A 22,886-nucleotide genomic window follows, 5' to 3' on the forward strand; every position below is an offset into this window, starting at 1 on the left:
AACCAAAAGCGCTATTTCCTGAATATAACCAAGCGCGCGACGTTATTTTTCCGTCCAGCTTGCCGAGGGGCTGTATATTCCCCACATGCTTAGCAAAGCACAGTTGTGCCGCAACAGCGCTTATCGGCGGATTTTATTTTCCGAACTGTCAAAAAACGGCAACGATCCTTGACAAATAATAGGTGCGCTTCTATCTCAGTGGCACGTTAGCACTCAACAAGAAGGAGTGCTAATAAGCGCGGATCGGGTCGATCCGTAACAGGGTTCAACGTCTATAACACCAAGGGTTATACCATGGCTGATATCAAGTTCCGCCCGCTTCATGACCGCGTCGTCGTTCGTCGCGTTGAATCGGAAGCTAAGACTGCTGGCGGCATCATTATCCCTGACACCGCTAAGGAAAAGCCACAGGAAGGCGAAATCGTCGCTGCAGGCGCTGGCGCCCGTGACGAAGCTGGCAAGCTGATCGCTCTTGAAGTGAAGGCTGGCGACAAGGTTCTGTTCGGCAAGTGGTCGGGCACCGAAGTCAAGATCGGCGGCGAAGACCTGCTGATCATGAAAGAATCCGACATTCTGGGTATTGTCGGCTAACGCCTCCGGCTGGGCATCGTAAGCTGATTCAGCCTTTAGAGCGGCTTCGCTCTTACCAGAAATCAATTCACCATAATCTGACCGGGATATTTCCCAGGAGAGTAAAATGGCTGCTAAAGAAGTAAAATTCGGCCGCACTGCGCGCGAAAAGATGCTGCGCGGCGTCGATATCCTCGCTGACGCTGTTAAGGTAACGCTCGGCCCTAAGGGTCGTAACGTTGTTATCGACAAGTCCTTCGGCGCTCCACGCATCACCAAGGACGGCGTATCGGTCGCTAAGGAAATCGAACTTGAAGACAAGTTCGAAAACATGGGCGCACAGATGCTGCGCGAAGTTGCTTCCAAGACCAACGACACTGCTGGTGACGGCACGACCACTGCGACCGTTCTCGGTCAGGCTATCGTTCAGGAAGGCGCAAAAGCTGTTGCTGCCGGCATGAACCCAATGGACCTGAAGCGCGGCATCGATCTGGCTGTGACTGAAGTTGTTGCAAACCTTCTCGGCAAGGCCAAGAAGATCAACACTTCGGAAGAAGTTGCACAGGTTGGCACAATCTCCGCTAACGGCGAAGCCGAAATCGGCAAGATGATCGCTGAAGCGATGCAGAAAGTCGGCAACGAAGGCGTTATCACGGTTGAAGAAGCCAAGACCGCTGAAACCGAACTCGAAGTCGTTGAAGGCATGCAGTTCGACCGCGGCTACCTGTCGCCATATTTCGTAACTAACCCAGAAAAGATGATTGCGGACCTCGAAGACGCATACATCCTTCTGCACGAAAAGAAGCTTTCGAACCTTCAGGCTCTTCTGCCAGTTCTCGAAGCTGTTGTTCAGACCTCGAAGCCACTCGTCATCATCGCTGAAGACGTAGAAGGCGAAGCGCTTGCAACTCTCGTTGTTAACAAGCTGCGTGGCGGCCTGAAGATTGCTGCTGTTAAGGCTCCTGGCTTCGGCGATCGTCGTAAGGCAATGCTCGAAGACATCGCAATCCTCACCGGCGGTCAGGTTATTTCCGAAGACCTCGGCATCAAGCTCGAAACCGTTACGCTCGACATGCTCGGCCGTGCAAAGAAGGTTTCGATCTCGAAGGAAAACACAACGATTGTTGACGGTGCAGGCCAGAAGGCTGAAATCGACGCACGCGTTGCACAGATCAAGCAGCAGGTTGAAGAAACCACTTCTGACTACGATCGTGAAAAGCTTCAGGAACGTCTTGCTAAGCTTGCTGGCGGCGTTGCAGTTATCCGCGTTGGCGGTGCAACTGAAATCGAAGTTAAGGAAAAGAAGGACCGCGTTGACGACGCCCTGAACGCAACCCGCGCTGCGGTTGAAGAAGGTATCGTTGCTGGTGGTGGTACTGCTCTGCTCCGCGCTTCGGCTCAGATCGTTGCTAAGGGTGCAAACGCTGATCAGGATGCTGGTATCAACATCGTTCGTCGCGCTCTGCAGGCTCCTGCTCGCCAGATCACGACCAATGCTGGTGAAGAAGCTTCGGTTATCGTTGGCAAGATCCTTGAAAACTCCTCAGAAAACTACGGCTACAACACAGCCAATGGTGAGTATGGCGATCTGATCAAGTCTGGCGTTGTTGATCCAGTTAAGGTTGTTCGTACTGCTCTGCAGAACGCAGCTTCGATTGCTGGTCTTCTGATCACCACTGAAGCCATGATCGCTGAACTGCCTAAGAAGGATGCAGCTCCTGCTGGCATGCCTGGCGGTATGGGCGGTATGGGCGGCATGGATTTCTAAGAAGTCTATAAAACACGCTCTGAACTATAGAAAAGGCGACCTTCGGGTCGCCTTTTTTACATTGCGTAACTCTTTGTGATTTATAGAAAATTCATCTAAATCGAGCTTTTCCGTAGATAGACCCCGTATTTTAGAATTTTCTGATTTACATTCCCCGGCTTTCATGGTCAATCGCGAGTGTAATACGAGATAGACTTCCTATTTGCCCCCGCACTTGGAAGTCTTGTCTCAGGCAACAGGAAAGGCAGGCGCAAGCCTGCCTTTCCACTTTTATGCCCCTCGCTTATTGATCCCTATTCAGCCGCTTCTGCCCGCACATCATCACCAGCCGCACGTGCGTCATAATGCACCCGCGCCATCATGACATGTGCTTCATTGGCAATGGCCCATTCACCCAAAGCACGGACAGGCTTCAGCAAATCACGGCCCAGATCGGTCAATTCATATTCCACCTTGGGCGGAATAGTCGGAAAAACGGTTCGCGATACGAACCCGTCACGTTCCAAATTGCGTACCGTCGTCGTGAGCATTTTCTGGGAAATACCATTCACCGTGCGACGCAGTTCATTAAAGCGCATCGGACCATTTCCAAGATAGCTCACCACCAGGACAGTCCACTTATCGCCGACGCGCGACAGAATATCAGTCACAGCCCTGCAAGCACTGGTTTCCTCGAAGTCACCGGGTTTCATAAAAGTGCCTCCTTGCGCCTGATCCAGTCACCAGTATAGCGTTAGTTTCCATTGGTTACCATCAAAAAGGAAACACCCATGAGCAAGCTAAAAGTCGCCGTGATTGTCGGCAGTACCCGCGAACAGCGTTTCTCGCCCGTATCGGCAGAATGGATTGCGAAGGTTGCCGCTCAACGCCCTGAGTTCGAGGTTGAAGTTCTGGATCTTGCCGATTACCCAATGGGCTTTTATGGCGATAGTGCAACGACAACCGCACAGGCAGAAACCGCCGATAAGTGGAAAACCAAGCTTCGCACGTTTGACGCTTACATCCTCACTGCGGCTGAATATAACCATGCCCCCACGGCTGTTTTGAAAAACGCCATCGACTATGGTGACTGGATTCAGAAGCCAATGGGCTTTGTCGGCCATGGTGGCGTTGGTGGTGCTCGCGCTGTTGAGCAGCTCCGCATGATTGCCGTTGAAATGTCGTCCATGTCGGTGAAGACTGGCGTCCATATCCTGTTCCCGGATTACCTTGCCGTTGTCAAAAAAGAGAACACGCTGGATGATTTCCCGCATCTCGCTGAAGCGGCAAAGAATATGCTCGACCAGTTGGCCTGGTGGGGCCACGCTTTGAAAGCCGCTCGCCTCGGATAAATAATTGGCGACAAGCTGGGTTCTCCCGGCTTGTCGCAATGCTGTTTCGCCCTATGATTATATTAAGTTAACGGAGATTGGATAATCATATGCGCAAAGAACTACCAATAGCGACGGCTCCGCAAGATGGTCGCAAAGTAACCGTGGTCTGGATCGATGACGACGATCAGCGCAATGAGTCGGTTGGCCAATATCGCTCGCTCGACAAGCTGAAAGCTGGCGGCGGTGATTGGGATGAAACGGACACTGGTTGGTGGATTTTCACCGATAGCAAGACCCAGCAAAAAGTCGAGCCGACTGCGTGGATTTCGGAAACCGATGACGGTGATGACGACAACGAAGATAACTAGGTTTTGATACCGTATAACGCTCAATAAAATTTGACTTTTATAATCATATTTTATCAAATGGTTACGCGATTTCGCGTTACCATGGACGCATGGCGTAGCCTATAATCGCCCAATGCTGTTATTCTCGAATCGATAGGCGGGCGTTTGCTGCCTGAAACCATAGCCGGAGACTGAAAATGACTGCCACGCGTACCGAAACAGATACGTTCGGACCGATTGACGTTGCCTCGGATCGTTACTGGGGTGCACAGACACAGCGCTCTTTGCACAATTTTAAGATCGGCGGCGAGCGTATGCCCCTGCCCCTCGTCCATGCATTGGGTGTGGTGAAGCGCGCGGCAGCAGAAACAAACATTGCGCTGGGCAAGCTTGATCCGGTTCTGGGACAGGTGATTGCCGTTGCGGCATCGGAAGTGATCGAAGGCAAGCTCGACGATCATTTCCCACTAGTTGTCTGGCAGACTGGCTCCGGCACGCAGTCGAACATGAATGCCAACGAGGTTATCTCAAACCGCGCGATTGAACTTCTCGGCGGTGAATTAGGCTCTAAGAAGCCAGTTCATCCGAACGATCACGTCAATATGAGCCAGTCGTCAAACGACAGTTTCCCGACGGCAATCCATATTGCAACGGCCGTTGAAGCCGTTAACCGCCTCTATCCAGCGCTTGAGCACCTGACCAAGGCACTCAAAGACAAGGAAGAAGCGTTCAAAAACATCATCAAGATTGGCCGCACCCATACACAGGATGCGACGCCAGTCACACTCGGACAGGAATTCTCCGGTTATCGTGCAGCACTCGAATATGCGCGTCATCGCATTGAACAGTCGCTTGCCGATGTCTTCCTGCTGGCGCAGGGTGGCACTGCTGTTGGCACGGGTCTCAACGCGCCGAAAGGCTTCGATACCGGCTTTGCCGATGCGGTGAGCGAAATCACTGGCCTCAGCTTCAAGACCGCACCGAACAAGTTTGAGGCGCTTGCAAGCCATGGCGCGCTCGCAAATTTCCACGGGAGCCTCAACTCGCTTGCCGCCGATCTCTTCAAGATCGCTAATGATATTCGTTTCCTTGGCTCAGGTCCGCGTTCGGGTCTTGGCGAACTCTCGCTGCCAGAAAACGAGCCCGGATCATCAATCATGCCCGGTAAGGTAAACCCGACACAGGCCGAAGCTCTGACAATGGTCGCCACGCAGGTCTTCGGCAATCAAACCACTGTGACGGTTGCTGCAAGCCAGGGTCATTTTGAGCTTAACGTCTTCAAGCCGGTTATTGCTTATAACGTGTTGCAGTCGATCCGAATCTTGAGTGATGCCATGGTTTCCTTCGCCGATCATTGCGTCGAAGGCATTGAGGCCAATGAAGATCGCATCAAAGATCTTCTGGAACGCTCGCTGATGCTCGTTACCGCTCTGGCGCCAGCCATCGGCTACGACAATGCTGCCAAGATCGCAAAGACCGCACACAAGAATGGTACGACCTTGCGTGAAGAAGCACTCAGCAGCGGCCACGTCTCTGAAGAAGACTATGAACGGCTTGTTCGCGCTGAGAAAATGATCGCTCCGGAATAACTGTTCACAAAAAACGAACAAACTGTCGAGGAATATCTATCTTTCCTTGACAGTTTGAGGCATGTATTTGGTAGCTCATATTAATTTGGAGATACCCCCTGATGTCCTCGATTACTCCTCAGAGCAATGGCGTTGCCACTCTCGTTGCACGCGTTTTCATTTCCATCCTGTTCATCCTTGCGGGCTTCGCAAAGCTGACAGCAATTTCCGGCACAGCCGGTTACTTTGCTGGCCTCGGCCTTCCAGCGCCAACCATCACCGCGATTGTTGTTGGCCTGATTGAATTTGTCGGCGGTCTCGCCATTCTCGTTGGTTTCCAGACACGCCTTGCTGCTGCAATCGTCGCTCTGTTCACCATTGGCGCAACTCTCGTTGCTCACATGAACTTCGCCGAAGGCATGAACGCTCTGATGGCACAGAAGAACCTTGCCATTGCTGGCGGTCTGATCCTTCTGACATTGCAGGGTGCAGGTTCTATCTCGATCGATGCCAAGCGCGGCTAATCAAAGCCTCTCCACGCAAATTCAAAAAGCCGTGCCTCATCAGCACGGCTTTTTTAGTATCTGCTTTATCAAGACACGCAACTGTTACTTATAAGGCGCAGAGATTGCATCGCGTTATCTTGTAAGTTAATGCAACTGCCTATTTTAATTTTGGAAAGACATATCGTCCTCCCAGACGTGTCTCATAACTTAGTTTGTAGAGAAAAAATGGCCGTTTCCCCGACAACGAACACTCAGCTTCGTGCTGACTCTCATTCGAGCAAAAACTACAGTTTTGCTCTTGCCAGCCTCACCATGCTGTTCTTCATGTGGGGCTTCATCACGTGTCTCAACGACATTCTGATCCCACACCTCAAGGGTGTCTTTCAGCTCAACTATTTCCAGTCGATGCTGATTCAGTTCTGCTTCTTCGGCGCATATTTCATTGTGTCGCTGCCTGCAGGTGCACTGGTTAAACGCATTTCTTATAAATGGGGCATCGTAACCGGTCTTGTGGTCGCTGCCATCGGCTGTGCGCTGTTTATCCCGGCTGCATCTTATCGCGTTTACGAACTCTTCCTTGGAGCTCTGTTCGTTCTGGCATCGGGCGTCACCATTCTTCAGGTGGCAGCAAACCCTTATGTCACCATTCTGGGCGCGCCTGAAACCGCTGCAAGCCGTCTAACCCTAACACAGGCTTTCAATTCGCTTGGCACGACCATTGCGCCAATCTTCGGTGCATTTCTCATTCTTTCAGCCGCAACGTCTGATGCCGCAAGTGCCGCAGACGCAGACGCTGTGCAGTTTCCATATCTTTTGCTTGCACTGGCTTTCGCAGTTCTCGCAATCGTTTTCGCGATTCTGAAACTTCCTGATGTGCAGGAAGAAGAAACGGATGTGATCACCAAGGAAGACGGTTCAGCCTGGCAATATCGTCATCTCGTGCTCGGCTCCATCGGCCTCTTCGTTTATGTTGGCGCAGAAGTCAGCGTTGGTAGCTTCCTCGTCAACTTCCTGAGCGACCCGAATGTCGCTGGCCTCGCTGAAGCTGAAGCCGCTCACTATGTTGCCTATTTCTGGGGCGGAGCCATGATTGGCCGCTTCATTGGTGCAGTTGCAATGCGCTATATAGATGACGGCAAGGCACTAACGTTTAACGCAGCCATGGCAATCATTCTGCTACTCATCACCGTTGCTACCACAGGCCACGTCGCCATGTGGTCGGTTCTGGCAATTGGTCTGTTCAATTCGATCATGTTCCCGACGATTTTCAGTCTGGCATTGCATGGTCTTGGCAAGCACACCAGTCAGGGTTCCGGCATTCTGTGTCTGGCAATTGTTGGCGGCGCGATCATCCCGCTTATTCAGGGTGCTTTAGCTGATAGCGTTGGTATTCATCTGGCATTCCTGATGCCAATCATCTGCTACATCTACATTGCTTATTATGGTCTTGTCGGTAGCAAGCCTAAAAACTAACAATAAAAAAAGCCGGTCTGAATTTCAGACCGGCTTTCTAAATTTGATATAATCTTTGCTAGCCAGCAAGACCCTTGCGGATACGCGAAACGACCTCTGCAACTTTTGCATTGGCTTCGTTGCGACGTGCTGAAACCAGACAAGCCTGCGAGCGCAGGATAATACCATCTTCAAGCACTTTGAGCTTGTTTGCAGTCAGCGTTGAGCCGGTCGATGTGATATCGACAATCATATCCGCCGAACCTGCCGCAGGTGCGCCTTCGGTAGCACCCAGACTTTCGACAATGCGATAGACCTGAATACCGTGCTTTTGCGAGAAGAACTGCTGCGTCAAGCGCCAGTATTTGGTGGCAATGCGCAAACGGCGACCGTGACGCTGGCGGAAATCTGCAGCAACATCATCCAGATCGGCCATTGTGGTCACATCGCGCCAGACTTCCGGCACCGCAACGACCACATCCGCATGACCAAAACCAAGCTCTGCTTCAATGGCCACACGCTCATCGGCATGAGCAAGCGTTTCGCGGATCAGGTCTTCACCCGTCACACCCAGATCAACGCTGCCATAGCCAAGCTCGCGTGCGATTTCCGATGCCGACAAAAACAGAATATCGAGATCATTCTCGCCTTCAACCCGCGCACGGTAATTGCGTGAGTCATCTGGTAGAATGACATTATATCCGGCCTTTTCCAGCACGGCGAGCGTCTGCTCTTTCAATCGTCCCTTGGACGGAAGTGCGAGCGTTACAGTCATGATTGTTCTCCGCTCAGCGCCTCAAGCCTGTCGAGCCAGATCGAAAAACCAACGCCCGGAATATTTTCGGATGCACCAAGCATAGTCAGCAAGCGGTCGTAACGACCGCCACCGGCCAGCACCATGTCTTTGTCGCCACCAGCCTGACGGATTTCATAAACGAGGCCCGTGTAATAATCGAGCGGCCGTCCAAAAGACGCATCGTAGACAATATCTTCGGCAGCAATTCCAGCAGCATAAATCGCATCGGTACGTGCTTCGAATTTTTGCAGGACAGCGCTCAGGTCAAGCGCATTGTCAGCGGCAAAAGCGCGAAGCGTGATGCCCGCAGTTTCAAGCGACACACGGATTGCGAGGAAGCGCTTTAGGACCTCAAGCGCAGATGAAGGGAACCGGGCCGCAGCCAGATCTTCCTTCTCGATCAGGCGGCGAGCGATTTCCGCAGGCGTGCGTCCAGCCCCCGGCGACATGCCGGCTTCGAGCATTTCTGCTTCCAGCATACGCGCCAAACCTGCCTCGTCACCTTGCGCCACGAGACCAGCCAGATTTTCCGGCAACGGGTCACTGCGCTGTTCGCCAGTCAGCTCGGCAAAAGCTGCTTCCATCGTATGTTCATCGCCAAAAGCACGCAGCAGCTTCTTGCGCCATCCTTGCGGAAGGCCCAAAGCTTTCAGCATGCCCGCAAAAACGGATTGATCGCCTAGCACGATTTCGAGCTTTGCATTGGGAGCAGCAGCATGAACACAGGACAGCGCATCAGCAATCGAACGCGCGTCGGATGCTGCCTCGTCCGTTGCACCAAGATCCTCGATACCGGCCTGAAGAAATTCAGCAGCACCATCACGACGCTGACGGAACACCTCCCCAAGATAGGCATAACGCTTTGGAGTTGCAGCATTCAGCGCAATATGATTGCGGCAGACCGGAATGGTAAATTCCGGGCGCAGGCAAAGACTGTCGCCATTTTCATTCTCAGTAAGAAAAATACGGCGGCGCAAATCTTCGCCCGCCATATCCAGAAACGGATCGGCAGGCTGGATCAGCGGAATATCGACAAGCTCGGCTTCGCTGGCACCAAGCTGCCCGCGAAGCGTCGTGAAGACCAAAGATGTACGTTGACCAGCCATGTTATCCGTCACTTCGTCTTCTGTGCGCGATCACGTGCTTGCGCATCAAGGATTTCGCGCACTGCCGCAACAATACCCTCTTCCTTGACCGTGACCTGCGCCGGGCGGCTTTCTCGCCAGGTTGCATTGTCTTCGATCTCGGCAGAGATACGCTTGCCTTCGATCAGATCCTTGATCTGAACTTCGCCCGCTTCACGTTCCTGCGAACCCTGAATGATGACGCATGGCGCATCACGACGGTCGGCATATTTCATCTGCGCTTTCATGCCGGAACCGCCGACATACATTTCAGCGCGGATACCAGCCTGGCGCAGCTGAGAAACCATCTTCTGATAGCCACCAAGGCTCTGCGCATCCTTGTCCATAACCAGCACGACGACTGGGCCAACGACATCGGACACATCCAGCTTGCCGAGGTTTTTCAGCGCCGTCATCAAACGCGAAACGCCGATGGAGAAGCCCGTTGCAGGAACCGGCTCGCCACGGAAACGTGACACCAAACCGTCATAACGACCGCCGCCGCCAACCGAACCGAACACGACCTTCTGGCCATCTTCGTTGGTGACATCAAACAGAAGCTCGGCTTCAAACACCGGACCAGTGTAATATTCGAGACCACGCACAACTGAAGGATCGATCTTCACGCGACCTTCATAGCCGCCAGCGTCAAACAAAGCTTCCATATCGGCAAGCTCTTTCACGCCTTCTTCACCCTTGGCGTTACCCGCAACAACGGCCTGCAAATTGGCGATGGTTTCAGCACCGGTTGCGCCACCGGCAGCGGTGAAGGCTAGAACCTTGTCGACCGCCGTATCATCAAGAAGAGCGCCCTTGGTGAAATCGCCGCTTTCATCCAGACGACCCTTGCCCAGCAGAAGACGCACGCCTTCAGCACCGAACTTGTCGAGCTTATCGATAGCACGCAACACATTTAGACGCTTGCCAGCATTGTCATCGCCTTCAAGGCCAATGGCTTCAAGCACGCCGTCGAGAACCTTACGGTTGTTGACGCGGATCACGTAATCGCCGCGCGCAATGCCAAGGCGTTCAACAGTATCGGCCATCATCATGCACATTTCAGCATCAGCCGAAACATTCGGCGCGCCAACTGTATCGGCATCGAACTGCATGAACTGACGGAAACGACCCGGGCCCGGCTTTTCGTTACGGAAAACCCAACCGTTACGATAGCTGCGATAAGGCTTCGGCAGGCTTTCGTAGTTTTCAGCCACGAAGCGCGCCAGCGGCGCAGTCAGATCATAGCGCAGCGACAGCCACTGTTCGTCATCATCCTGAAACGAGAACACGCCTTCATTCGGACGATCCTGATCCGGCAGGAACTTTCCGAGCGCATCGGTATATTCAATAAGCGGCGTTTCCACCGGCTCAAAACCATAAAGGTCGTAGACTTCGCGGATGGTCGCGGTCATCTTTTCGGTGGCACGCAGATCATCTGGCACCCGATCGACAAACCCGCGCGGCAACCGCGCCTTCATCTTGTCCGCTTTATCGGCCATTTTTCCCGCCTGATCACTGATTTTGTTCATATTACGCCAGAAAAAACCGGCAAATTCATTGCCGGTTTCCTAACGTATCAAACGGGGTGCGGCAAGTGCAGGAAGAGTTTTAAAAAGACGCGCTTAACGCGTGGCTATCGCAACTGCAGCGCCTGCCATCATCCCGGCACTTGTCCGATTGGCAATTCTCATAGCACGCGGACTGCGCAGAAAACGGCGCGCCTGTGCTGCAAGCACCACCCAAGCACTATCGACTGCAGCCAGAACCGCAAACATCACCAGCAGCAATTCGAGCCAGCCGACAACCGAAACATGCGTAATATCGATGACTGTCGGCAGGATCGCTATGTAAAACACCATGATTTTTGGATTGCCGAGCGTTACAGCCAGCGCGCTGAAAAACAGCTTTCTTGCTTCACCATAACTGGGAATTGCGCTTTCATCTGCTGTTGTTTCAACAGGTGCAATCCACATTTTCCATGCAAGATAGATCAGATATGCGACGCCGAGATATTTAAGAACAAGGAAAACAGTGTGGAAGCTGTTAGCAATTGCCGACAGGCCCCATACAGCCAGTGAGAGCCAGATAGCATCGCCGAGCCAAAGGCCAAACATGAATGGAAACACACCCTTGTGGCCACGGCTGATAACCCGCGCAACCAAAGCGCCAACATTCGGACCCGGCGTGCCTGCCGCAACAACCAGAATACCGGCAAAAACCACAAGCGATGTCAGATCCATTTTTTTCTCCTGTCGCGGCTTTCTGCCAGAAAAATAATGCAAACGCAATCAATGCCTAAGGGCGCGCAAACGACGTTCTTAGGTCTTCAATATGCGGGCGACAATGACAGCCTTCGATATGGTCATTCACCAGCCCCATGGCCTGCATGAACGCATAAACAGTGGTCGGCCCGACGAAAGACCAGCCACGCTTTTTCAGGTCTTTGGAAATACGCGTTGAAGTCGCCGTTGTGGGGTTGGCAATAAGGGTTGGGTAATCCACAACCTGCGGGCGATCCTCCGCCCCCGGCTCGAACGACCAGAAATAGGCGGCAAGCGAGCCTTTTTCTTTCACCAGCTCAATGGCTCGATTTGCATTGTTGATGGTGGAGACGATCTTACCGCGATGACGCACAATACCTTTGTCGCCAAGCAGCCGCTCAATATCCGTGTCATCGTAAAGTGCGACGCGATTGAAATCGAAGCCATCAAAGGCTGCGCGAAAGTTCTCACGCTTACGCAGGATCGTTAGCCATGACAGACCCGACTGAAAACCTTCGAGGCAGATCTTCTCAAACAGACGTCGATCATCTGTAACCGGCACGCCCCATTCATTGTCATGATAGGCGATATAATCAGGCAGCTCACCGGGCCAGAAACAACGCATTCTACCATCTGCATTTACGATCAAGCCGGTCTTTTCCTGCACTGCATCGCTCATGTCTGTCCCCTGAACTTTCATCAACTCTTAATCATGTCGCGCAACCTCGCGCTAACCACAACTACAATTTGAAGCCGTCTGTCGATCCAGGCGGCCCAAAATTTACCTTTATGATTCCATTGCCCGGCACAATAGCCTCATGAATTTCGGGTTCGTACTCCTGACAGGACATGTCAGGGATATGAAGGGCAACAGCGTCAGCGAGAATGCAGGACGCAGAATAGACGGATTTGGCTTATGAAACCACGTCATCTGCTTTTAATCGGATCAATTGCGGCAATCACCGTTTCTATCGTCACGACCAGCATGGCTTTTGCCAATGATCGTTATGCAACCCAGCCGCCGGTTCGGGTCGATAGTGAAACATCACAGCGCTGGCTCGCACAGCTTGGAGGCCCTGCTGTACGCGTATTACCACGAGCCGAGCCTGCACAGCCTCAGAAACGTACCATTGTTAAAAAGAAACAGCCGTCTGAAGCTCGCATTCAAAATGTGAGCCAGCAGCGTCCTGCCGGTAATCCGGCAAAGGTTGTGCGCAAGAAACAACAGCTTGACCCGATGTTCCTGCCGCAGGTTGTCTCCTATTCCGGTGGCGAAAAGCCCGGAACTCTCGTCATCGATACCGGAAAGCGCTTCCTTTATCTCGTCGAAGGAAATGGTCAGGCGCGTCGTTATGGTATTGGCGTTGGCAAACAAGGCTTCGGTTGGAAAGGCACCCAGAAAGTAAGCCGAAAGGCCGAATGGCCAACATGGACGCCCCCCAAGACGATGATCGAACGCGAACGCAAGAAGGGTCGTATTCTGCCAGCCCAAATGAAGGGCGGGGTAAACAATCCGCTTGGTGCACGCGCGCTTTATCTTGGCTCCACACTTTACCGCATTCACGGCACCAATCAGCCATGGACCATCGGCAAAGCCATGTCTTCGGGTTGTTTCCGTATGCGTAACGAAGATGTGAGCGATCTTTATGGTCGTGTCCCTGTCGGCACACGCGTTGTCGTTCGCTGAACAAAGCCCTTGATTGATCGCAAATTCAGGCCGTTGTCGCAAAACGCGACAACGGCTTTTTTGTCATCGAATTGAAATTTTTGGCGTTTTTGTAGGAAAAGCACTCGCCTTTACGCACAAAGGTAGACGAAAGGTCTTTCACTTTTCATGCGAACACCCATATGCTGTAAAAGCAAAATGAAGAGTATATATGTAAGAGGGAAGGACTGAACATGACCGTACCGGCGGTAAAACTGAACGACGGCAATCATATCCCGCAGCTCGGTTACGGTGTCTGGCAAGTTGGCAATGACGAAGCCATCGCGGCTGTCAGCGAAGCGCTGAAAGTGGGCTACCGGCACATTGATACTGCTGCCATTTATGGCAATGAAGAAGGCACCGGCAAGGCAATCAACGAGTCCGGCATCGCGCGCAGCGATATTTATCTCACGACAAAACTCTGGAATAAAGAGCAGGGTTATGAGTCAACGCTCAAGGCTTTTGACGCAAGTCTCAAGAAACTCGGCACGGATTATGTTGATCTCTATCTGATCCATTGGCCGTTGCCATCCAAAGACCTGTTCATGGACACATGGCGCGCTTTAATCAAGATTAAAGAAGAAGGCCGTGCCAAATCGATCGGCGTATCGAATTTCCAAACAGCTGATCTTGAGCGCATTCTCAAAGAAAGCGATGTTGTTCCGGTTATCAACCAGATCGAATTGCATCCGCAATTTCAGCAGGACGAGTTACGCCTGTTCCACAGCAAGCATGACATTGCAACCGAAGCTTGGAGCCCGCTTGGACAGGGCACGATTCTGGAAAACCCGACGCTGAAAACGATTGCTGAAAAGCACGGCAAATCGGTCGCTCAGGTCATCCTGCGCTGGCATATCGAAACCGGCAATATCGTTATTCCAAAGTCGGTTACGCCAGCACGCATCAAGGAAAACTTTGAAGTCTTCGACTTCAGCCTCAATGGCACCGACCATGATGCGATCACCAAGCTGGACAAGACAGACGGTCGTATCGGACCGAACCCTGCGACGTTCTCGGTGGTTTAATGGAAATGAAAAGCCCGGAGTTTTCTCCGGGCTTTTTTTATCGCAGCAGTTTCAAGCTGCCCGTTAGCGAGCGCACCCATTTCGATGGGCCTGCAATTCCCAGCCCGTCAATTACCTCGGTCGCAAGTTGTTTTTCAGGAAAAGCCGCTTCATATTCTGCATAAACATGCAGCGAACGCGCGAAGGCAGGGAAGGCAACAACAGCCTGTCGGTCTTCAAAACCCGCTGCTTTTAATGCGATGGTCCGAATAGTTTCCGCATCAGCCTGAAGAATTGGCACCGGACGATCAGAACTGATGTCGATTAAGACGCCCGTTTTATCGACCAGTTGTCGGGCGGCAATGAAGGGCAGCTTCGCACCCAGCCCAATGGAAATTGCGCCAACCGTATTGGCGAGCAGACCCAGCGGCAGTTCTGGATTAACAATGATAGCGAGGCGTAAATCTTCGTGCATAACGGCTCCTGAAACAGAAATCTCTCACCGAGAAGTACACCGCATCACGAGGTCAATCTTGCCTATCTGTCCCGCCTTACATAGATTTCTGGTAGGCTTTACCAGAAAGAGCCGATTCTGAGGTAAATCTACATGGGTACACTCGATACATCTGACATTAGGATTCTTGAAGCCTTGCAGGATGACGGTCGCCTCACAAATCAGGCGCTCGCTGATCAGGTCGGCATGTCTACGTCTCCAAGCTGGCGCAAAGTTCGCAAACTGGAGGAAGACGGCGTGATACAGGGTTATCGCGCTACGCTGGATCGAAAAGCCATTGGACTTGGCGTTCTGGCTTTCGTCCGCATCAAAATCGATAGTCACAGTGAAGCGGAAGCCGAACAATTTGCGGCTGAATTGATGAGCCTTGATGAAGTTATCACTTGTTACAGCATTGCCGGCGACGCCGATTTTCTGCTGCAAGTCGTATCGCACGATCTCGATACCTATGCCGATTTCGCAATGTCCACGCTGCGCCGCCTGCCCCGCATCAAGGAAATGCAGACGACTTTCGTGCTGAAGGAAACGAAAGGCTTCAAGGGCTTTCCACTCAAATATGCGCGGTCAGTGAAGACTGGAACCTGAAAGCACAACAGGCTTTGGCCCGCCATAGGCCCAGTCGAGCAATTCAACCGTGTGCACAATCGGCAGTTTGCTGCCTGTTGCGATCTGCGTCATACAACCAATATTGCCGGTCGCAATCAGATCGGCACCAGTCGCCTCAATATTCCTGACCTTACGATCGCGAAGTTTGGTCGCGATCTCCGGCTGCATAATATTATAGGTGCCCGCCGAACCGCAGCAGAGATGTCCTTCCAATGGCTCTTTCACCATGAACCCGGCTTTTGAAAGCAGGTCTTTCGGTTGACGCACAATCTTCTGGCCATGTTGCATGGAGCAAGCCGAATGATAGGCAACCGTCAGCACCTTCGGCTTTTCGGGTTGCGGCAGTTCGATGGTCGTCAGATATTCGGTAATATCCTTGGCGAGCGATGATACAAGCGCAGCTTTATCCTTATAGGCCGGATCGAGCCGCAGCATATAACCATAATCCTTGATCGTCGTTCCGCAGCCCGACGCTGTCACGATAATCGCATCAAGACCGCCCACCTCAATCTCCCGCGTCCAGACATCGACATTGTGCCGGGCCTGATCGAGCGCCTGCTCCTCGCGCCCCATGTGGTGAACGAGCGACCCACAGCAGCCTTCATCCTTTGGTGCCACCACTTCAATGCCAAACCGATTGAGCAATCTCAGTGTCGCGGCATTGATGCCGGGGTTAAGCACGGGTTGCGCGCAGCCATTCAAAATCGCAACACGCCCGCGCTTTTCGCCCTTGGCTACGCTGATTTGGATAGGATCCGCTTTGGCGGGAAGACTTTGCGGTGCGAGTTCCAGCATGACTGCAATGGGCTTTAAGCGCTCACTTTTGCGAAACAAGGGAGCCAAGGGACGCCCAAGTTTGGCAAGCTTGAGTGCAATACGAAACCGGCTCGGATAGGGCAGAACTTGCGCCAGCACTCCGCGCAGAAAGCGGTTCATAAATGGACGCTTATAGGTCTTTTCAATATGCGCACGCGCATGATCGACCAGATGCATATAATTGACACCCGACGGACAGGTGCTCATGCAGGAAAGGCAAGACAGACATCGATCAACGTGGCGCACAACTTCTTCATCCGCCGGACGTCCGTTTTCGAGCATATCCTTGATCAGATAAATGCGTCCGCGCGGACTATCGAGTTCATTGCCAAGCGTCACATAGGTCGGGCAGGTCGCCGTGCAGAAGCCACAATGCACGCATTTACGCAGAATTTTATCGGCTTCGTTGACACCGGGATCGAGCAATTGTTCGGGACTGAAATGGGTCTGCATGGCTTACGCTCCCGCCTGCTCAGGATACATACGTCCCGGATTAAGAATGTTCTCCGGATCAAACTGATGCTTCAGCCTCTGTGAAAGTGCTGCAAGCGCTGCCGGTTGCGGCTCAAAAACATCCATGTTGGCTCGCAAAAATTCCGGTGCGCGTATCAGCGTTGCATGACCACCGCCATATTTGGCAATCAGCTTCCGCAGCATACCTGCTTCCGGCTCGGCTTCCATCCGCATCCAGATCAAACCACCTTGCCAATCGTAATAGGCATCAACACCTGCATAGCGGCGAAACTCATCAATCATACGCCAGCCTTGCAACGGGGCCATCGAAACGCGCCAGACCGCGCGCGTATCACCTGCCTGCGCATAGGGCAGCACATCGCGAACTTCTGTCCAAAGCTTTGTCGATTGAGGCTCGTCAATTGTGTCAATTGTCCCTGCCCGGCCTAACAGAGCCTGTAATTGCCTGCTCCGATGCGCGACGGACGGCGCGAAACCTTCCAGCCTCAGAATGGTTGCCGCTTCCCAGCCGAGCTTGCCATCGAGAAAACGATTGGCGACAGTGGGCGGTAAATGCGCACTCGATGCCACTTCCTCGCGCGATCCCATCGCCATGGCCATGACGCGAGAAGCCTGCTCGTCATCCAGTCCCCGAACAGCAAGTGTCACAGAAGTCTCAGGCTTAGGCAGAACTTTGAATGTAACTTCGGTTGCCACGCCCAGCGTACCCCAGGAATTGGCCATACCCTTGGACAAATCATAGCCGGTGACGTTCTTGACAACGCGCCCACCGGATTTGAACAATTCCCCACGGCCCGAAACCACCCGCACACCCAGGATATGATCGCGCGCAGCGCCCGCCTTCAACCGACGCGGCCCCGACAGATTAGCAGCCAACACACCGCCAATTGTGCCGCAACCTGCTTCAACGCCAAGCAGCGGACCATAATCCATCGGTTCAAAATGAAAGCATTGGTGGCTTGCCGCCAGCAATTTTTCAATTTCGGCAATAGATGTACCCGCCTTTGCTGACAGCACCAGCTCGTCTGGCTCATAGAGTGTTATGCCTGAAAGCTGCGACACATCTAGAACATGCCCAGCCTGCACCGGGCGACCTATCCCACGCTTTGAGCCGTTGCCGATAATCTCCAGCGGCGTTGACGTGCCGAGCGCCCACTGGACCGCCTCGACGACACCCGATTCATCCTGCGGTATTAAGGTATTTGCATCAGTCATTTTCAAACCACAGATCAGAAACGCGGAAGGTCGGGGAAGGCCAGCTCGCCGCGATGCACATGCATACGACCAAGCTCGGCACAGCGGCGCAATTGCGGAAAAACCTTCCCCGGATTAAGCAGGTGCTTGGCATCAAACGCACATTTCACACGCATCTGCTGGTCGAGATCTATTTCGTTGAACATCACCGGCATCAGATCGCGCTTTTCGATACCCACGCCATGCTCGCCGGTCAGCACGCCGCCAACCTTCACGCAAAGACGCAAAATGTCGGCACCGAAATCTTCAGCAGCCTCCAGCTCTCCGGGAATATTTGCATCATAAAGGATAAGCGGATGCAGATTGCCATCGCCCGCATGAAACACATTAGCGACACGAAGCCCGTATTTTTCGGATAGCTCGCGCATACCAGACAAAACACGCGGCAATTCTTTGCGCGGAATAGTCCCATCCATGCAAAGATAATCCGGCGAAATACGCCCAACAGCCGGGAAAGCCGCCTTACGGCCCGCCCAGAATGCCAGTCGCTGTTCTTCGGAATGCGAGAGTGTACAGGTGGTCGAACCATTTTTGAGCGCGATTGCTTCAACTTGTCCAATCAAATGATCGACCTCAACCGGAGGACCATCAAGTTCGACGATCAGCAGCGCCTCGACATCAAGCGGATAACCAACACGAACAAAGTCTTCGGCTGCCCGAATTGCTGGTCGGTCCATCATTTCCATGCCACCCGGAATGATCCCTGCGCCGATAATATCGGCTACGCATTGCCCCGCCTGCTCACTCGATGGAAAGCCGACCATGACAGCACGCGCGGTTTCAGGCTTCTGCAGAATACGAACAGTGATTTCCGTCACCACTCCAAGCAGACCTTCGGAGCCAGTCATAAGCCCCAGTAGATCATAGCCTTCGCTATCAAGATGCTTGCCGCCAAGGCGCAGAACTTCGCCGGTGATCAGCACCATTTCGATGCCAAGAACGTTGTTGGCGGTGAGACCATATTTCAGGCAATGCACACCACCAGCATTCTCCGCAACATTACCGCCTATCGAGCAGGCAATCTGCGAGGATGGATCAGGCGCATAGTAAAAGCCCTCATGCTCAACAGCTTTGGTAATACCGAGATTGGTCACGCCGGGCTGCACAACAGCCACGCGATTGGGATAATCGATCTCTAGAATGCGATTGAAGCGCGACATGCTAAGAAGCACCGCATCGACCAGCGGCATAGAGCCACCGGAAAGCGATGTGCCAGCACCGCGCGGCACAACACGAATGCCATTGTCGTGACAATATCGCAGAACCTCTGAGACTTGATCGACGGTTTCCGGAAGGACAACGACCAGCGGCAAAGATCGATGCGCTGTCAGCCCATCGCTTTCGAACACGCGCATCGCATTGACGGTATCGACAACGCCCTCACCCGGCACGATATTGCGCAAGTCGGCAACGATGCTAGCCCGCCTTTGCAAGACGGCCGCATCCGGCTCTGGCATGATCAGTCCGCTCATATGCTCCTCCGCCTCCCAGCGACTTCACATAACTGGTAAACTAATTTTACCAATTGTGCCTATGGCGAAACAGTTTTAACGCTGCGGCATAATCGCCTTGCGATTTCTGCAGAGCCTCGGCTAGATGAGCGCATGCATATATCTGCCGGGGAGCATTTGAAACTAACATGATGAGCAGTCTGGCCGATATGGAGATTTTCGCGCGTGTTGTCGCAACCGGCAGCATGTCAGCCGCGGCACGCGATCTTGGGCTATCACCAGCCGTCGTTTCCAAACGTCTCGGCAGACTTGAAGAGCGCCTCGGCACTCGCCTTCTCCAGCGCACAACACGACAGATTGCACTCACAGAAGCCGGACAAGGCTATCACGAGCGCGTACTGGCCATTCTCGGCAACATCGAAGAAGCGGAAGCCTTTGTTGCACGACGGTCAGCCGATGCGCGCGGCACACTGAAAATCTCAGCCCCCACCACCTTCGGGCGCATGCATATCGCGCCTTATCTGGTACCATTCATGCGGGCCAATTCAGATCTCACCGTCAACATGCAGCTTTCGGACGAGATGGTAGATATTGTCGGCGACGGTTATGATCTTGCTATCCGCATTGGAGAATTGTCCGACTCAACCCTTGTGGCGCGCCGCCTCGCACCTGTGCGGCGTATTCTTGTGGCCTCGCCCGCTTATATTGCTGAGCGCGGCACACCACAGACAATCGAAGACCTCTCCGAACACATTTGTCTTGCACCCCATAACAACGATCCTTGGCGGCTTGAAGGTCCGAAAGGTCCGATCACTATTCGCCCGGTCGGCCCGCTTCAGACCAACTCGAGCGAACTGGTGCGCGAAGCCGTGCTTGCAGGTCTTGGTATTGCGCAACGCTCAACATGGGATGTCGGACCAGACCTCGCCGCCGGAAAGCTGGTGCAGGTATTGCCTGACTATGCAGCGTCCCGAAATGTCGCCGTTCATGCAGTTTATCCATCAAAGCAGTTTTTGCCCGCCAAGGTGAGACTCTTCATTGATTATCTGGCCGATCTTTATGGTCCCGTTCCTTATTGGGAAAGTGGCAGCACTCCACAAGGCATGTCTAAATAATAGACGGAGCGGACATGATTGCGTATGAACGCAGTCGGTCGGTAAGGCGTTAGCCCAAACCACGGCCATAGAAAATTAAGGAATGAAAATGAACACAGCTCCCCGCCTTATTCTCGCACTCGTCACCGCCGTTATCGTTGGCTGCGGCTTCATGTTTTACGACAAGTCGCGCGGCGCTGAGTGGGTTGTCTCCCCACAGCAGATCGAACAGGCAAAAGCTGAAGGCAAAACAGGCTTTGAAAGCCGTCCGGGTACTGTCACAGTCCTTCCAATCCGCAGCGAAACCGCCGATGTATTGCCCTTCAAATGGGCGATGTTTGGCCTCGTCGCTGGTTTGGTTGTTTTCGTAAGAACACGCAAGCGCAAGACGGCCTGATCAAGGCTTCAACGTTTTCAAACCCCGGATGCATCGCTTCCGGGGTTTTTGTTTACACATTTCAGAGACCCGTTGCCGTAACCTCCGCTTGGGGCTAGTTTGCGACCATGACCGAACCAGTGTTTTCCCGCATTCTCGCAAGCCGCACGGCAGATGATGTGGTCCATCAAATCGAGAGCCTGATCCTTGAAGGCGTCCTACGCGGCGGCGATAAGCTTCCGGGTGAACGTGATCTTGCATTACAACTCGATATTTCACGCCCTATCCTGCGTGACGCGCTTAAAAGACTGGAAAACGCGGGCCTTCTCACATCACGTCATGGTGGTGGAACATTTGTGGCCGATGTCATCGGACAGGTTTTCAGCCCACCCGTTGTAAAGCTTTTTGCTGAACACCGAAAAGCCACGACTGACTATCTCGAATATCGTCGTGAGATCGAAAGCATTGCCGCCGAATATGCGGCCCTGCGCGCAACATCTGCCGATAAAGCATTGCTCGCTGAAATCATGACGGCGATGGAAGACGCCAACAGCGCCAATGATCTTGATAAGGGTGCGCAGCTCGATGTTGAGTTTCACAATGCCATTGGCGAAGCCGCACACAACATCGTGCTGCTGCACACATTGCGCTCTTGTTATCAGTTGCTCAAAGACGGGGTTTTCTACAATCGAAGTCTGATTTACAGCTATCCCGGCGTGGCTGACATGCTGTTGTCACAGCATCGCGCCATTTACGACGCGGTGATTGCGGGCAACCCGCAAGCGGCACGCGAAGCGGTGCAAAAGCATATCCGCTTTGTCGAACAGGCAACCAACGACCGCGAACTCAACGACGAGCGTGAACGCGTATCGCGATTGCGCTATCGGCAGCGAGCTGGAAAAGACGTGAAAGAGAGCGGCGATTCATGAGTGGCATTACTCTAAAGGACGCAAAAGGCCCGGCAGGTATCCGGCTTTATGCCATTGGCGATGTGCATGGTCGCCTTGATCTTTTGCAGGATATGCATGGGCTGATCCGCGCCGATATCGACCGTAACCCAACGCATGACTGGCGCATCATTCACCTTGGCGATTACATAGACCGGGGACCGGATTCCAAAGGCGTACTGGATTTTCTGATCCATGCCTCAACGCATGATCCGCGCATTCTTTCACTGATCGGCAATCATGATGATGGATTTCTGCATTATCTTGCGACCGGCGATACAAATGGCATTTTTGCATTGCATGGCGGCAGCGACACTGCCCGATCATACGGCGTTGAGGTCGATTATACTGATCCCGCATCGGCGAAAGCCGCATACCCGCAACTGCTAAACGCAATTCCGCAAGCGCATATCGACTATATCCGCTCGATGCCGTCGTCAGTGAGTTTTGGAGATTTCTTCTTCTGCCATGCGGGCGTAAACCCGGTGGTGCCGCTTGATGCGCAGGACCGCGATGACCTGATGTGGATTAGAACCCTGTTTCTGAAATGGACTGATCCAATGGAGAAGGTCATCATCCACGGCCATACGCCGCAGAGCATTGTCGATGTTCAGCCCAACCGGGTTAATCTCGACACATATGCATGGAAAAACGGAAAGCTGTCGGCCATCGTCATCGACGGCCCGGAAAAGCGCTTTCTGGAAGCGACTGGTCCAGCCGCCAAACCAGTAATTTAGCGCGCGCTGGAAATGCCGTAGCCGTCGGTGGAAGTCATGCTGTTACCGGCATCGACGGTAAAAATGCCAACTGCCATGAACACGATCGCAGAAACCATCAGAACTGTGAGAAGTGCAGCATGCTTAGCGGTCATAATCGAAAACTCTTTGGACAGGTTACCGGACAGTCGGAGACCGAGCTTTCGTAATGGGCAAGGTTTGCA

Annotated in this window: 25 protein-coding genes; 14 read left to right on the top strand and 11 right to left on the bottom strand. The window is 53.0% G+C overall.

Annotated elements, in window-relative coordinates; all coding sequences use genetic code 11:
• Nucleotides 1-294: 294 nt before the first annotated feature.
• Complete coding sequence (gene groES, locus ACOZHT_RS21050) at nucleotides 295-591, top strand: co-chaperone GroES (RefSeq protein WP_105545271.1); 297 nt, start codon at nucleotides 295-297, stop codon at nucleotides 589-591.
• Between the two features lie 106 nt (nucleotides 592-697).
• Complete coding sequence (groL, locus tag ACOZHT_RS21055) at nucleotides 698-2,338, top strand: chaperonin GroEL (protein ID WP_339512228.1); 1,641 nt, start codon at nucleotides 698-700, stop codon at nucleotides 2,336-2,338.
• 293 nt (nucleotides 2,339-2,631) lie between these two features.
• On the opposite strand, the gene ACOZHT_RS21060 is transcribed toward groL, so the two are convergent.
• Complete coding sequence (locus tag ACOZHT_RS21060; protein ID WP_339512227.1) at nucleotides 2,632-3,030, bottom strand: helix-turn-helix domain-containing protein; 399 nt, start codon at nucleotides 3,028-3,030, stop codon at nucleotides 2,632-2,634.
• Between the two features lie 78 nt (nucleotides 3,031-3,108).
• Between ACOZHT_RS21060 and ACOZHT_RS21065 the strand changes: the two genes are divergently transcribed.
• The 5 genes from ACOZHT_RS21065 (at nucleotide 3,109) to ACOZHT_RS21085 (ending at nucleotide 7,545) form a co-directional block, all read left to right on the top strand.
• Nucleotides 3,109-3,669 (top strand): NAD(P)H-dependent oxidoreductase, encoded by a 561-nt coding sequence (locus tag ACOZHT_RS21065; RefSeq protein ID WP_339512226.1) that lies wholly within the window; start codon nucleotides 3,109-3,111, stop codon nucleotides 3,667-3,669.
• Between the two features lie 89 nt (nucleotides 3,670-3,758).
• Nucleotides 3,759-4,019, top strand: coding sequence for a hypothetical protein (locus ACOZHT_RS21070; protein ID WP_339512225.1), 261 nt, complete (start codon nucleotides 3,759-3,761; stop codon nucleotides 4,017-4,019).
• Nucleotides 4,020-4,195: 176 nt separating this feature from the next.
• Nucleotides 4,196-5,587, top strand: coding sequence for a class II fumarate hydratase (gene fumC / locus ACOZHT_RS21075; RefSeq protein WP_339512223.1), 1,392 nt, complete (start codon nucleotides 4,196-4,198; stop codon nucleotides 5,585-5,587).
• 101 nt (nucleotides 5,588-5,688) lie between these two features.
• Nucleotides 5,689-6,090 carry a DoxX family protein gene (locus ACOZHT_RS21080; protein ID WP_339512221.1) on the top strand — a complete coding sequence of 134 codons (402 nt, stop codon included), beginning with the start codon at nucleotides 5,689-5,691 and terminating at the stop codon, nucleotides 6,088-6,090.
• Nucleotides 6,091-6,297: 207 nt separating this feature from the next.
• Complete coding sequence (locus tag ACOZHT_RS21085; protein ID WP_339512219.1) at nucleotides 6,298-7,545, top strand: sugar MFS transporter; 1,248 nt, start codon at nucleotides 6,298-6,300, stop codon at nucleotides 7,543-7,545.
• Nucleotides 7,546-7,603: 58 nt separating this feature from the next.
• Here the strand turns inward: ACOZHT_RS21085 and hisG are convergent, their stop codons facing one another.
• The 5 genes from hisG to ACOZHT_RS21110 all read right to left on the bottom strand — a co-directional run bounded on the left by hisG (nucleotide 7,604) and on the right by ACOZHT_RS21110 (nucleotide 12,384).
• On the bottom strand, nucleotides 7,604-8,299 hold the full coding sequence (hisG, locus tag ACOZHT_RS21090) for an ATP phosphoribosyltransferase (RefSeq protein ID WP_339512217.1): 696 nt from the start codon (nucleotides 8,297-8,299) through the stop codon (nucleotides 7,604-7,606).
• Nucleotides 8,296-9,426 carry an ATP phosphoribosyltransferase regulatory subunit gene (locus tag ACOZHT_RS21095; protein ID WP_339512215.1) on the bottom strand — a complete coding sequence of 377 codons (1,131 nt, stop codon included), beginning with the start codon at nucleotides 9,424-9,426 and terminating at the stop codon, nucleotides 8,296-8,298. The genes hisG and ACOZHT_RS21095 overlap by 4 nt, the downstream gene beginning before the upstream one ends.
• An 8-nt stretch (nucleotides 9,427-9,434) precedes the next feature.
• The gene (hisS, locus tag ACOZHT_RS21100) at nucleotides 9,435-10,943 is read right to left on the bottom strand and encodes a histidine--tRNA ligase (protein WP_339512213.1); all 1,509 of its coding nucleotides are present in this window, start codon (nucleotides 10,941-10,943) and stop codon (nucleotides 9,435-9,437) included.
• 123 nt (nucleotides 10,944-11,066) lie between these two features.
• Nucleotides 11,067-11,684, bottom strand: a complete 618-nt coding sequence (locus ACOZHT_RS21105; protein WP_310015919.1) for a LysE family translocator — start codon at nucleotides 11,682-11,684, stop codon at nucleotides 11,067-11,069.
• 55 nt (nucleotides 11,685-11,739) lie between these two features.
• Nucleotides 11,740-12,384 carry a DNA-3-methyladenine glycosylase I gene (locus ACOZHT_RS21110; RefSeq protein WP_339512211.1) on the bottom strand — a complete coding sequence of 215 codons (645 nt, stop codon included), beginning with the start codon at nucleotides 12,382-12,384 and terminating at the stop codon, nucleotides 11,740-11,742.
• A gap of 237 nt (nucleotides 12,385-12,621) precedes the next feature.
• On the opposite strand from ACOZHT_RS21110, the gene ACOZHT_RS21115 reads away from it, so the two are divergent.
• Nucleotides 12,622-13,392, top strand: a complete 771-nt coding sequence (locus tag ACOZHT_RS21115; RefSeq protein ID WP_339512209.1) for a L,D-transpeptidase — start codon at nucleotides 12,622-12,624, stop codon at nucleotides 13,390-13,392.
• A 212-nt stretch (nucleotides 13,393-13,604) separates the two neighbouring features.
• Nucleotides 13,605-14,435, top strand: a complete 831-nt coding sequence (locus ACOZHT_RS21120; RefSeq protein ID WP_339512207.1) for an aldo/keto reductase — start codon at nucleotides 13,605-13,607, stop codon at nucleotides 14,433-14,435.
• A 37-nt stretch (nucleotides 14,436-14,472) separates the two neighbouring features.
• Here ACOZHT_RS21120 and ACOZHT_RS21125 read toward each other — a convergent pair whose 3' ends face one another.
• Nucleotides 14,473-14,889 carry a DUF2000 domain-containing protein gene (locus tag ACOZHT_RS21125; protein WP_339512205.1) on the bottom strand — a complete coding sequence of 139 codons (417 nt, stop codon included), beginning with the start codon at nucleotides 14,887-14,889 and terminating at the stop codon, nucleotides 14,473-14,475.
• A 132-nt stretch (nucleotides 14,890-15,021) separates the two neighbouring features.
• Between ACOZHT_RS21125 and ACOZHT_RS21130 the strand changes: the two genes are divergently transcribed.
• Complete coding sequence (locus ACOZHT_RS21130) at nucleotides 15,022-15,513, top strand: Lrp/AsnC family transcriptional regulator (RefSeq protein ID WP_339512203.1); 492 nt, start codon at nucleotides 15,022-15,024, stop codon at nucleotides 15,511-15,513.
• On the opposite strand, the gene glcF is transcribed toward ACOZHT_RS21130, so the two are convergent.
• Genes glcF through ACOZHT_RS21145 form a run of 3 tightly spaced genes read right to left on the bottom strand, consistent with a single transcriptional unit; the run spans nucleotide 15,493 to nucleotide 19,550 of the window.
• Nucleotides 15,493-16,803 (bottom strand): glycolate oxidase subunit GlcF, encoded by a 1,311-nt coding sequence (gene glcF / locus ACOZHT_RS21135; RefSeq protein WP_339512201.1) that lies wholly within the window; start codon nucleotides 16,801-16,803, stop codon nucleotides 15,493-15,495. The two genes, ACOZHT_RS21130 and glcF, sit on opposite strands and share 21 nt — an antisense overlap.
• 3 nt (nucleotides 16,804-16,806) lie before the next feature.
• Nucleotides 16,807-18,039, bottom strand: coding sequence for a glycolate oxidase subunit GlcE (gene glcE, locus ACOZHT_RS21140; RefSeq protein ID WP_339512199.1), 1,233 nt, complete (start codon nucleotides 18,037-18,039; stop codon nucleotides 16,807-16,809).
• Nucleotides 18,040-18,053: 14 nt separating this feature from the next.
• Nucleotides 18,054-19,550, bottom strand: coding sequence for an FAD-linked oxidase C-terminal domain-containing protein (locus ACOZHT_RS21145; protein ID WP_339512197.1), 1,497 nt, complete (start codon nucleotides 19,548-19,550; stop codon nucleotides 18,054-18,056).
• Between the two features lie 167 nt (nucleotides 19,551-19,717).
• Between ACOZHT_RS21145 and ACOZHT_RS21150 the strand changes: the two genes are divergently transcribed.
• The 4 genes from ACOZHT_RS21150 (at nucleotide 19,718) to ACOZHT_RS21165 (ending at nucleotide 22,683) form a co-directional block, all read left to right on the top strand.
• Entirely contained in the window at nucleotides 19,718-20,644 is a 927-nt protein-coding gene (locus tag ACOZHT_RS21150; protein ID WP_250043212.1) for a LysR family transcriptional regulator, read from the top strand.
• Between the two features lie 88 nt (nucleotides 20,645-20,732).
• Entirely contained in the window at nucleotides 20,733-21,020 is a 288-nt protein-coding gene (locus tag ACOZHT_RS21155) for a hypothetical protein (protein WP_339512194.1), read from the top strand.
• 107 nt (nucleotides 21,021-21,127) lie between these two features.
• Entirely contained in the window at nucleotides 21,128-21,928 is an 801-nt protein-coding gene (locus tag ACOZHT_RS21160) for an FCD domain-containing protein (RefSeq protein WP_310015930.1), read from the top strand.
• Nucleotides 21,925-22,683, top strand: coding sequence for a metallophosphoesterase (locus ACOZHT_RS21165; protein ID WP_339512190.1), 759 nt, complete (start codon nucleotides 21,925-21,927; stop codon nucleotides 22,681-22,683). Before ACOZHT_RS21160 ends, ACOZHT_RS21165 begins: the two co-directional genes overlap by 4 nt.
• On the opposite strand, the gene ACOZHT_RS21170 is transcribed toward ACOZHT_RS21165, so the two are convergent.
• Complete coding sequence (locus ACOZHT_RS21170; RefSeq protein WP_250043203.1) at nucleotides 22,680-22,817, bottom strand: hypothetical protein; 138 nt, start codon at nucleotides 22,815-22,817, stop codon at nucleotides 22,680-22,682. The two genes, ACOZHT_RS21165 and ACOZHT_RS21170, sit on opposite strands and share 4 nt — an antisense overlap.
• Nucleotides 22,818-22,886 lie beyond the last annotated feature (69 nt).

The sequence above is a fragment of the Ochrobactrum sp. EDr1-4 genome (assembly GCF_049199085.1).
GTDB lineage: Bacteria > Pseudomonadota > Alphaproteobacteria > Rhizobiales > Rhizobiaceae > Brucella.

What these genes read in the sequence shown, in the direction of transcription:
- ACOZHT_RS21120 (WP_339512207.1), top strand. Translation starts at nt 13,605, where the DNA reads ATGACCGTACCGGCGGTAAAACTGAACGACGGCAATCATATCCCGCAG.
- ACOZHT_RS21070 (WP_339512225.1), top strand. Translation starts at nt 3,759, where the DNA reads ATGCGCAAAGAACTACCAATAGCGACGGCTCCGCAAGATGGTCGCAAA.
- ACOZHT_RS21080 (WP_339512221.1), top strand. Translation starts at nt 5,689, where the DNA reads ATGTCCTCGATTACTCCTCAGAGCAATGGCGTTGCCACTCTCGTTGCA.
- ACOZHT_RS21060 (WP_339512227.1), bottom strand. Translation starts at nt 3,030, where the DNA reads ATGAAACCCGGTGACTTCGAGGAAACCAGTGCTTGCAGGGCTGTGACT.
- ACOZHT_RS21155 (WP_339512194.1), top strand. Translation starts at nt 20,733, where the DNA reads ATGAACACAGCTCCCCGCCTTATTCTCGCACTCGTCACCGCCGTTATC.
- hisS (WP_339512213.1), bottom strand. Translation starts at nt 10,943, where the DNA reads ATGGCCGATAAAGCGGACAAGATGAAGGCGCGGTTGCCGCGCGGGTTT.
- ACOZHT_RS21065 (WP_339512226.1), top strand. Translation starts at nt 3,109, where the DNA reads ATGAGCAAGCTAAAAGTCGCCGTGATTGTCGGCAGTACCCGCGAACAG.
- glcE (WP_339512199.1), bottom strand. Translation starts at nt 18,039, where the DNA reads ATGACTGATGCAAATACCTTAATACCGCAGGATGAATCGGGTGTCGTC.
- fumC (WP_339512223.1), top strand. Translation starts at nt 4,196, where the DNA reads ATGACTGCCACGCGTACCGAAACAGATACGTTCGGACCGATTGACGTT.
- ACOZHT_RS21145 (WP_339512197.1), bottom strand. Translation starts at nt 19,550, where the DNA reads ATGAGCGGACTGATCATGCCAGAGCCGGATGCGGCCGTCTTGCAAAGG.
- ACOZHT_RS21165 (WP_339512190.1), top strand. Translation starts at nt 21,925, where the DNA reads ATGAGTGGCATTACTCTAAAGGACGCAAAAGGCCCGGCAGGTATCCGG.
- ACOZHT_RS21125 (WP_339512205.1), bottom strand. Translation starts at nt 14,889, where the DNA reads ATGCACGAAGATTTACGCCTCGCTATCATTGTTAATCCAGAACTGCCG.
- ACOZHT_RS21160 (WP_310015930.1), top strand. Translation starts at nt 21,128, where the DNA reads ATGACCGAACCAGTGTTTTCCCGCATTCTCGCAAGCCGCACGGCAGAT.
- ACOZHT_RS21095 (WP_339512215.1), bottom strand. Translation starts at nt 9,426, where the DNA reads ATGGCTGGTCAACGTACATCTTTGGTCTTCACGACGCTTCGCGGGCAG.
- ACOZHT_RS21130 (WP_339512203.1), top strand. Translation starts at nt 15,022, where the DNA reads ATGGGTACACTCGATACATCTGACATTAGGATTCTTGAAGCCTTGCAG.
- ACOZHT_RS21110 (WP_339512211.1), bottom strand. Translation starts at nt 12,384, where the DNA reads ATGAGCGATGCAGTGCAGGAAAAGACCGGCTTGATCGTAAATGCAGAT.
- ACOZHT_RS21105 (WP_310015919.1), bottom strand. Translation starts at nt 11,684, where the DNA reads ATGGATCTGACATCGCTTGTGGTTTTTGCCGGTATTCTGGTTGTTGCG.
- ACOZHT_RS21085 (WP_339512219.1), top strand. Translation starts at nt 6,298, where the DNA reads ATGGCCGTTTCCCCGACAACGAACACTCAGCTTCGTGCTGACTCTCAT.
- glcF (WP_339512201.1), bottom strand. Translation starts at nt 16,803, where the DNA reads ATGCAGACCCATTTCAGTCCCGAACAATTGCTCGATCCCGGTGTCAAC.
- groL (WP_339512228.1), top strand. Translation starts at nt 698, where the DNA reads ATGGCTGCTAAAGAAGTAAAATTCGGCCGCACTGCGCGCGAAAAGATG.
- ACOZHT_RS21170 (WP_250043203.1), bottom strand. Translation starts at nt 22,817, where the DNA reads ATGACCGCTAAGCATGCTGCACTTCTCACAGTTCTGATGGTTTCTGCG.
- hisG (WP_339512217.1), bottom strand. Translation starts at nt 8,299, where the DNA reads ATGACTGTAACGCTCGCACTTCCGTCCAAGGGACGATTGAAAGAGCAG.
- groES (WP_105545271.1), top strand. Translation starts at nt 295, where the DNA reads ATGGCTGATATCAAGTTCCGCCCGCTTCATGACCGCGTCGTCGTTCGT.
- ACOZHT_RS21115 (WP_339512209.1), top strand. Translation starts at nt 12,622, where the DNA reads ATGAAACCACGTCATCTGCTTTTAATCGGATCAATTGCGGCAATCACC.
- ACOZHT_RS21150 (WP_250043212.1), top strand. Translation starts at nt 19,718, where the DNA reads ATGATGAGCAGTCTGGCCGATATGGAGATTTTCGCGCGTGTTGTCGCA.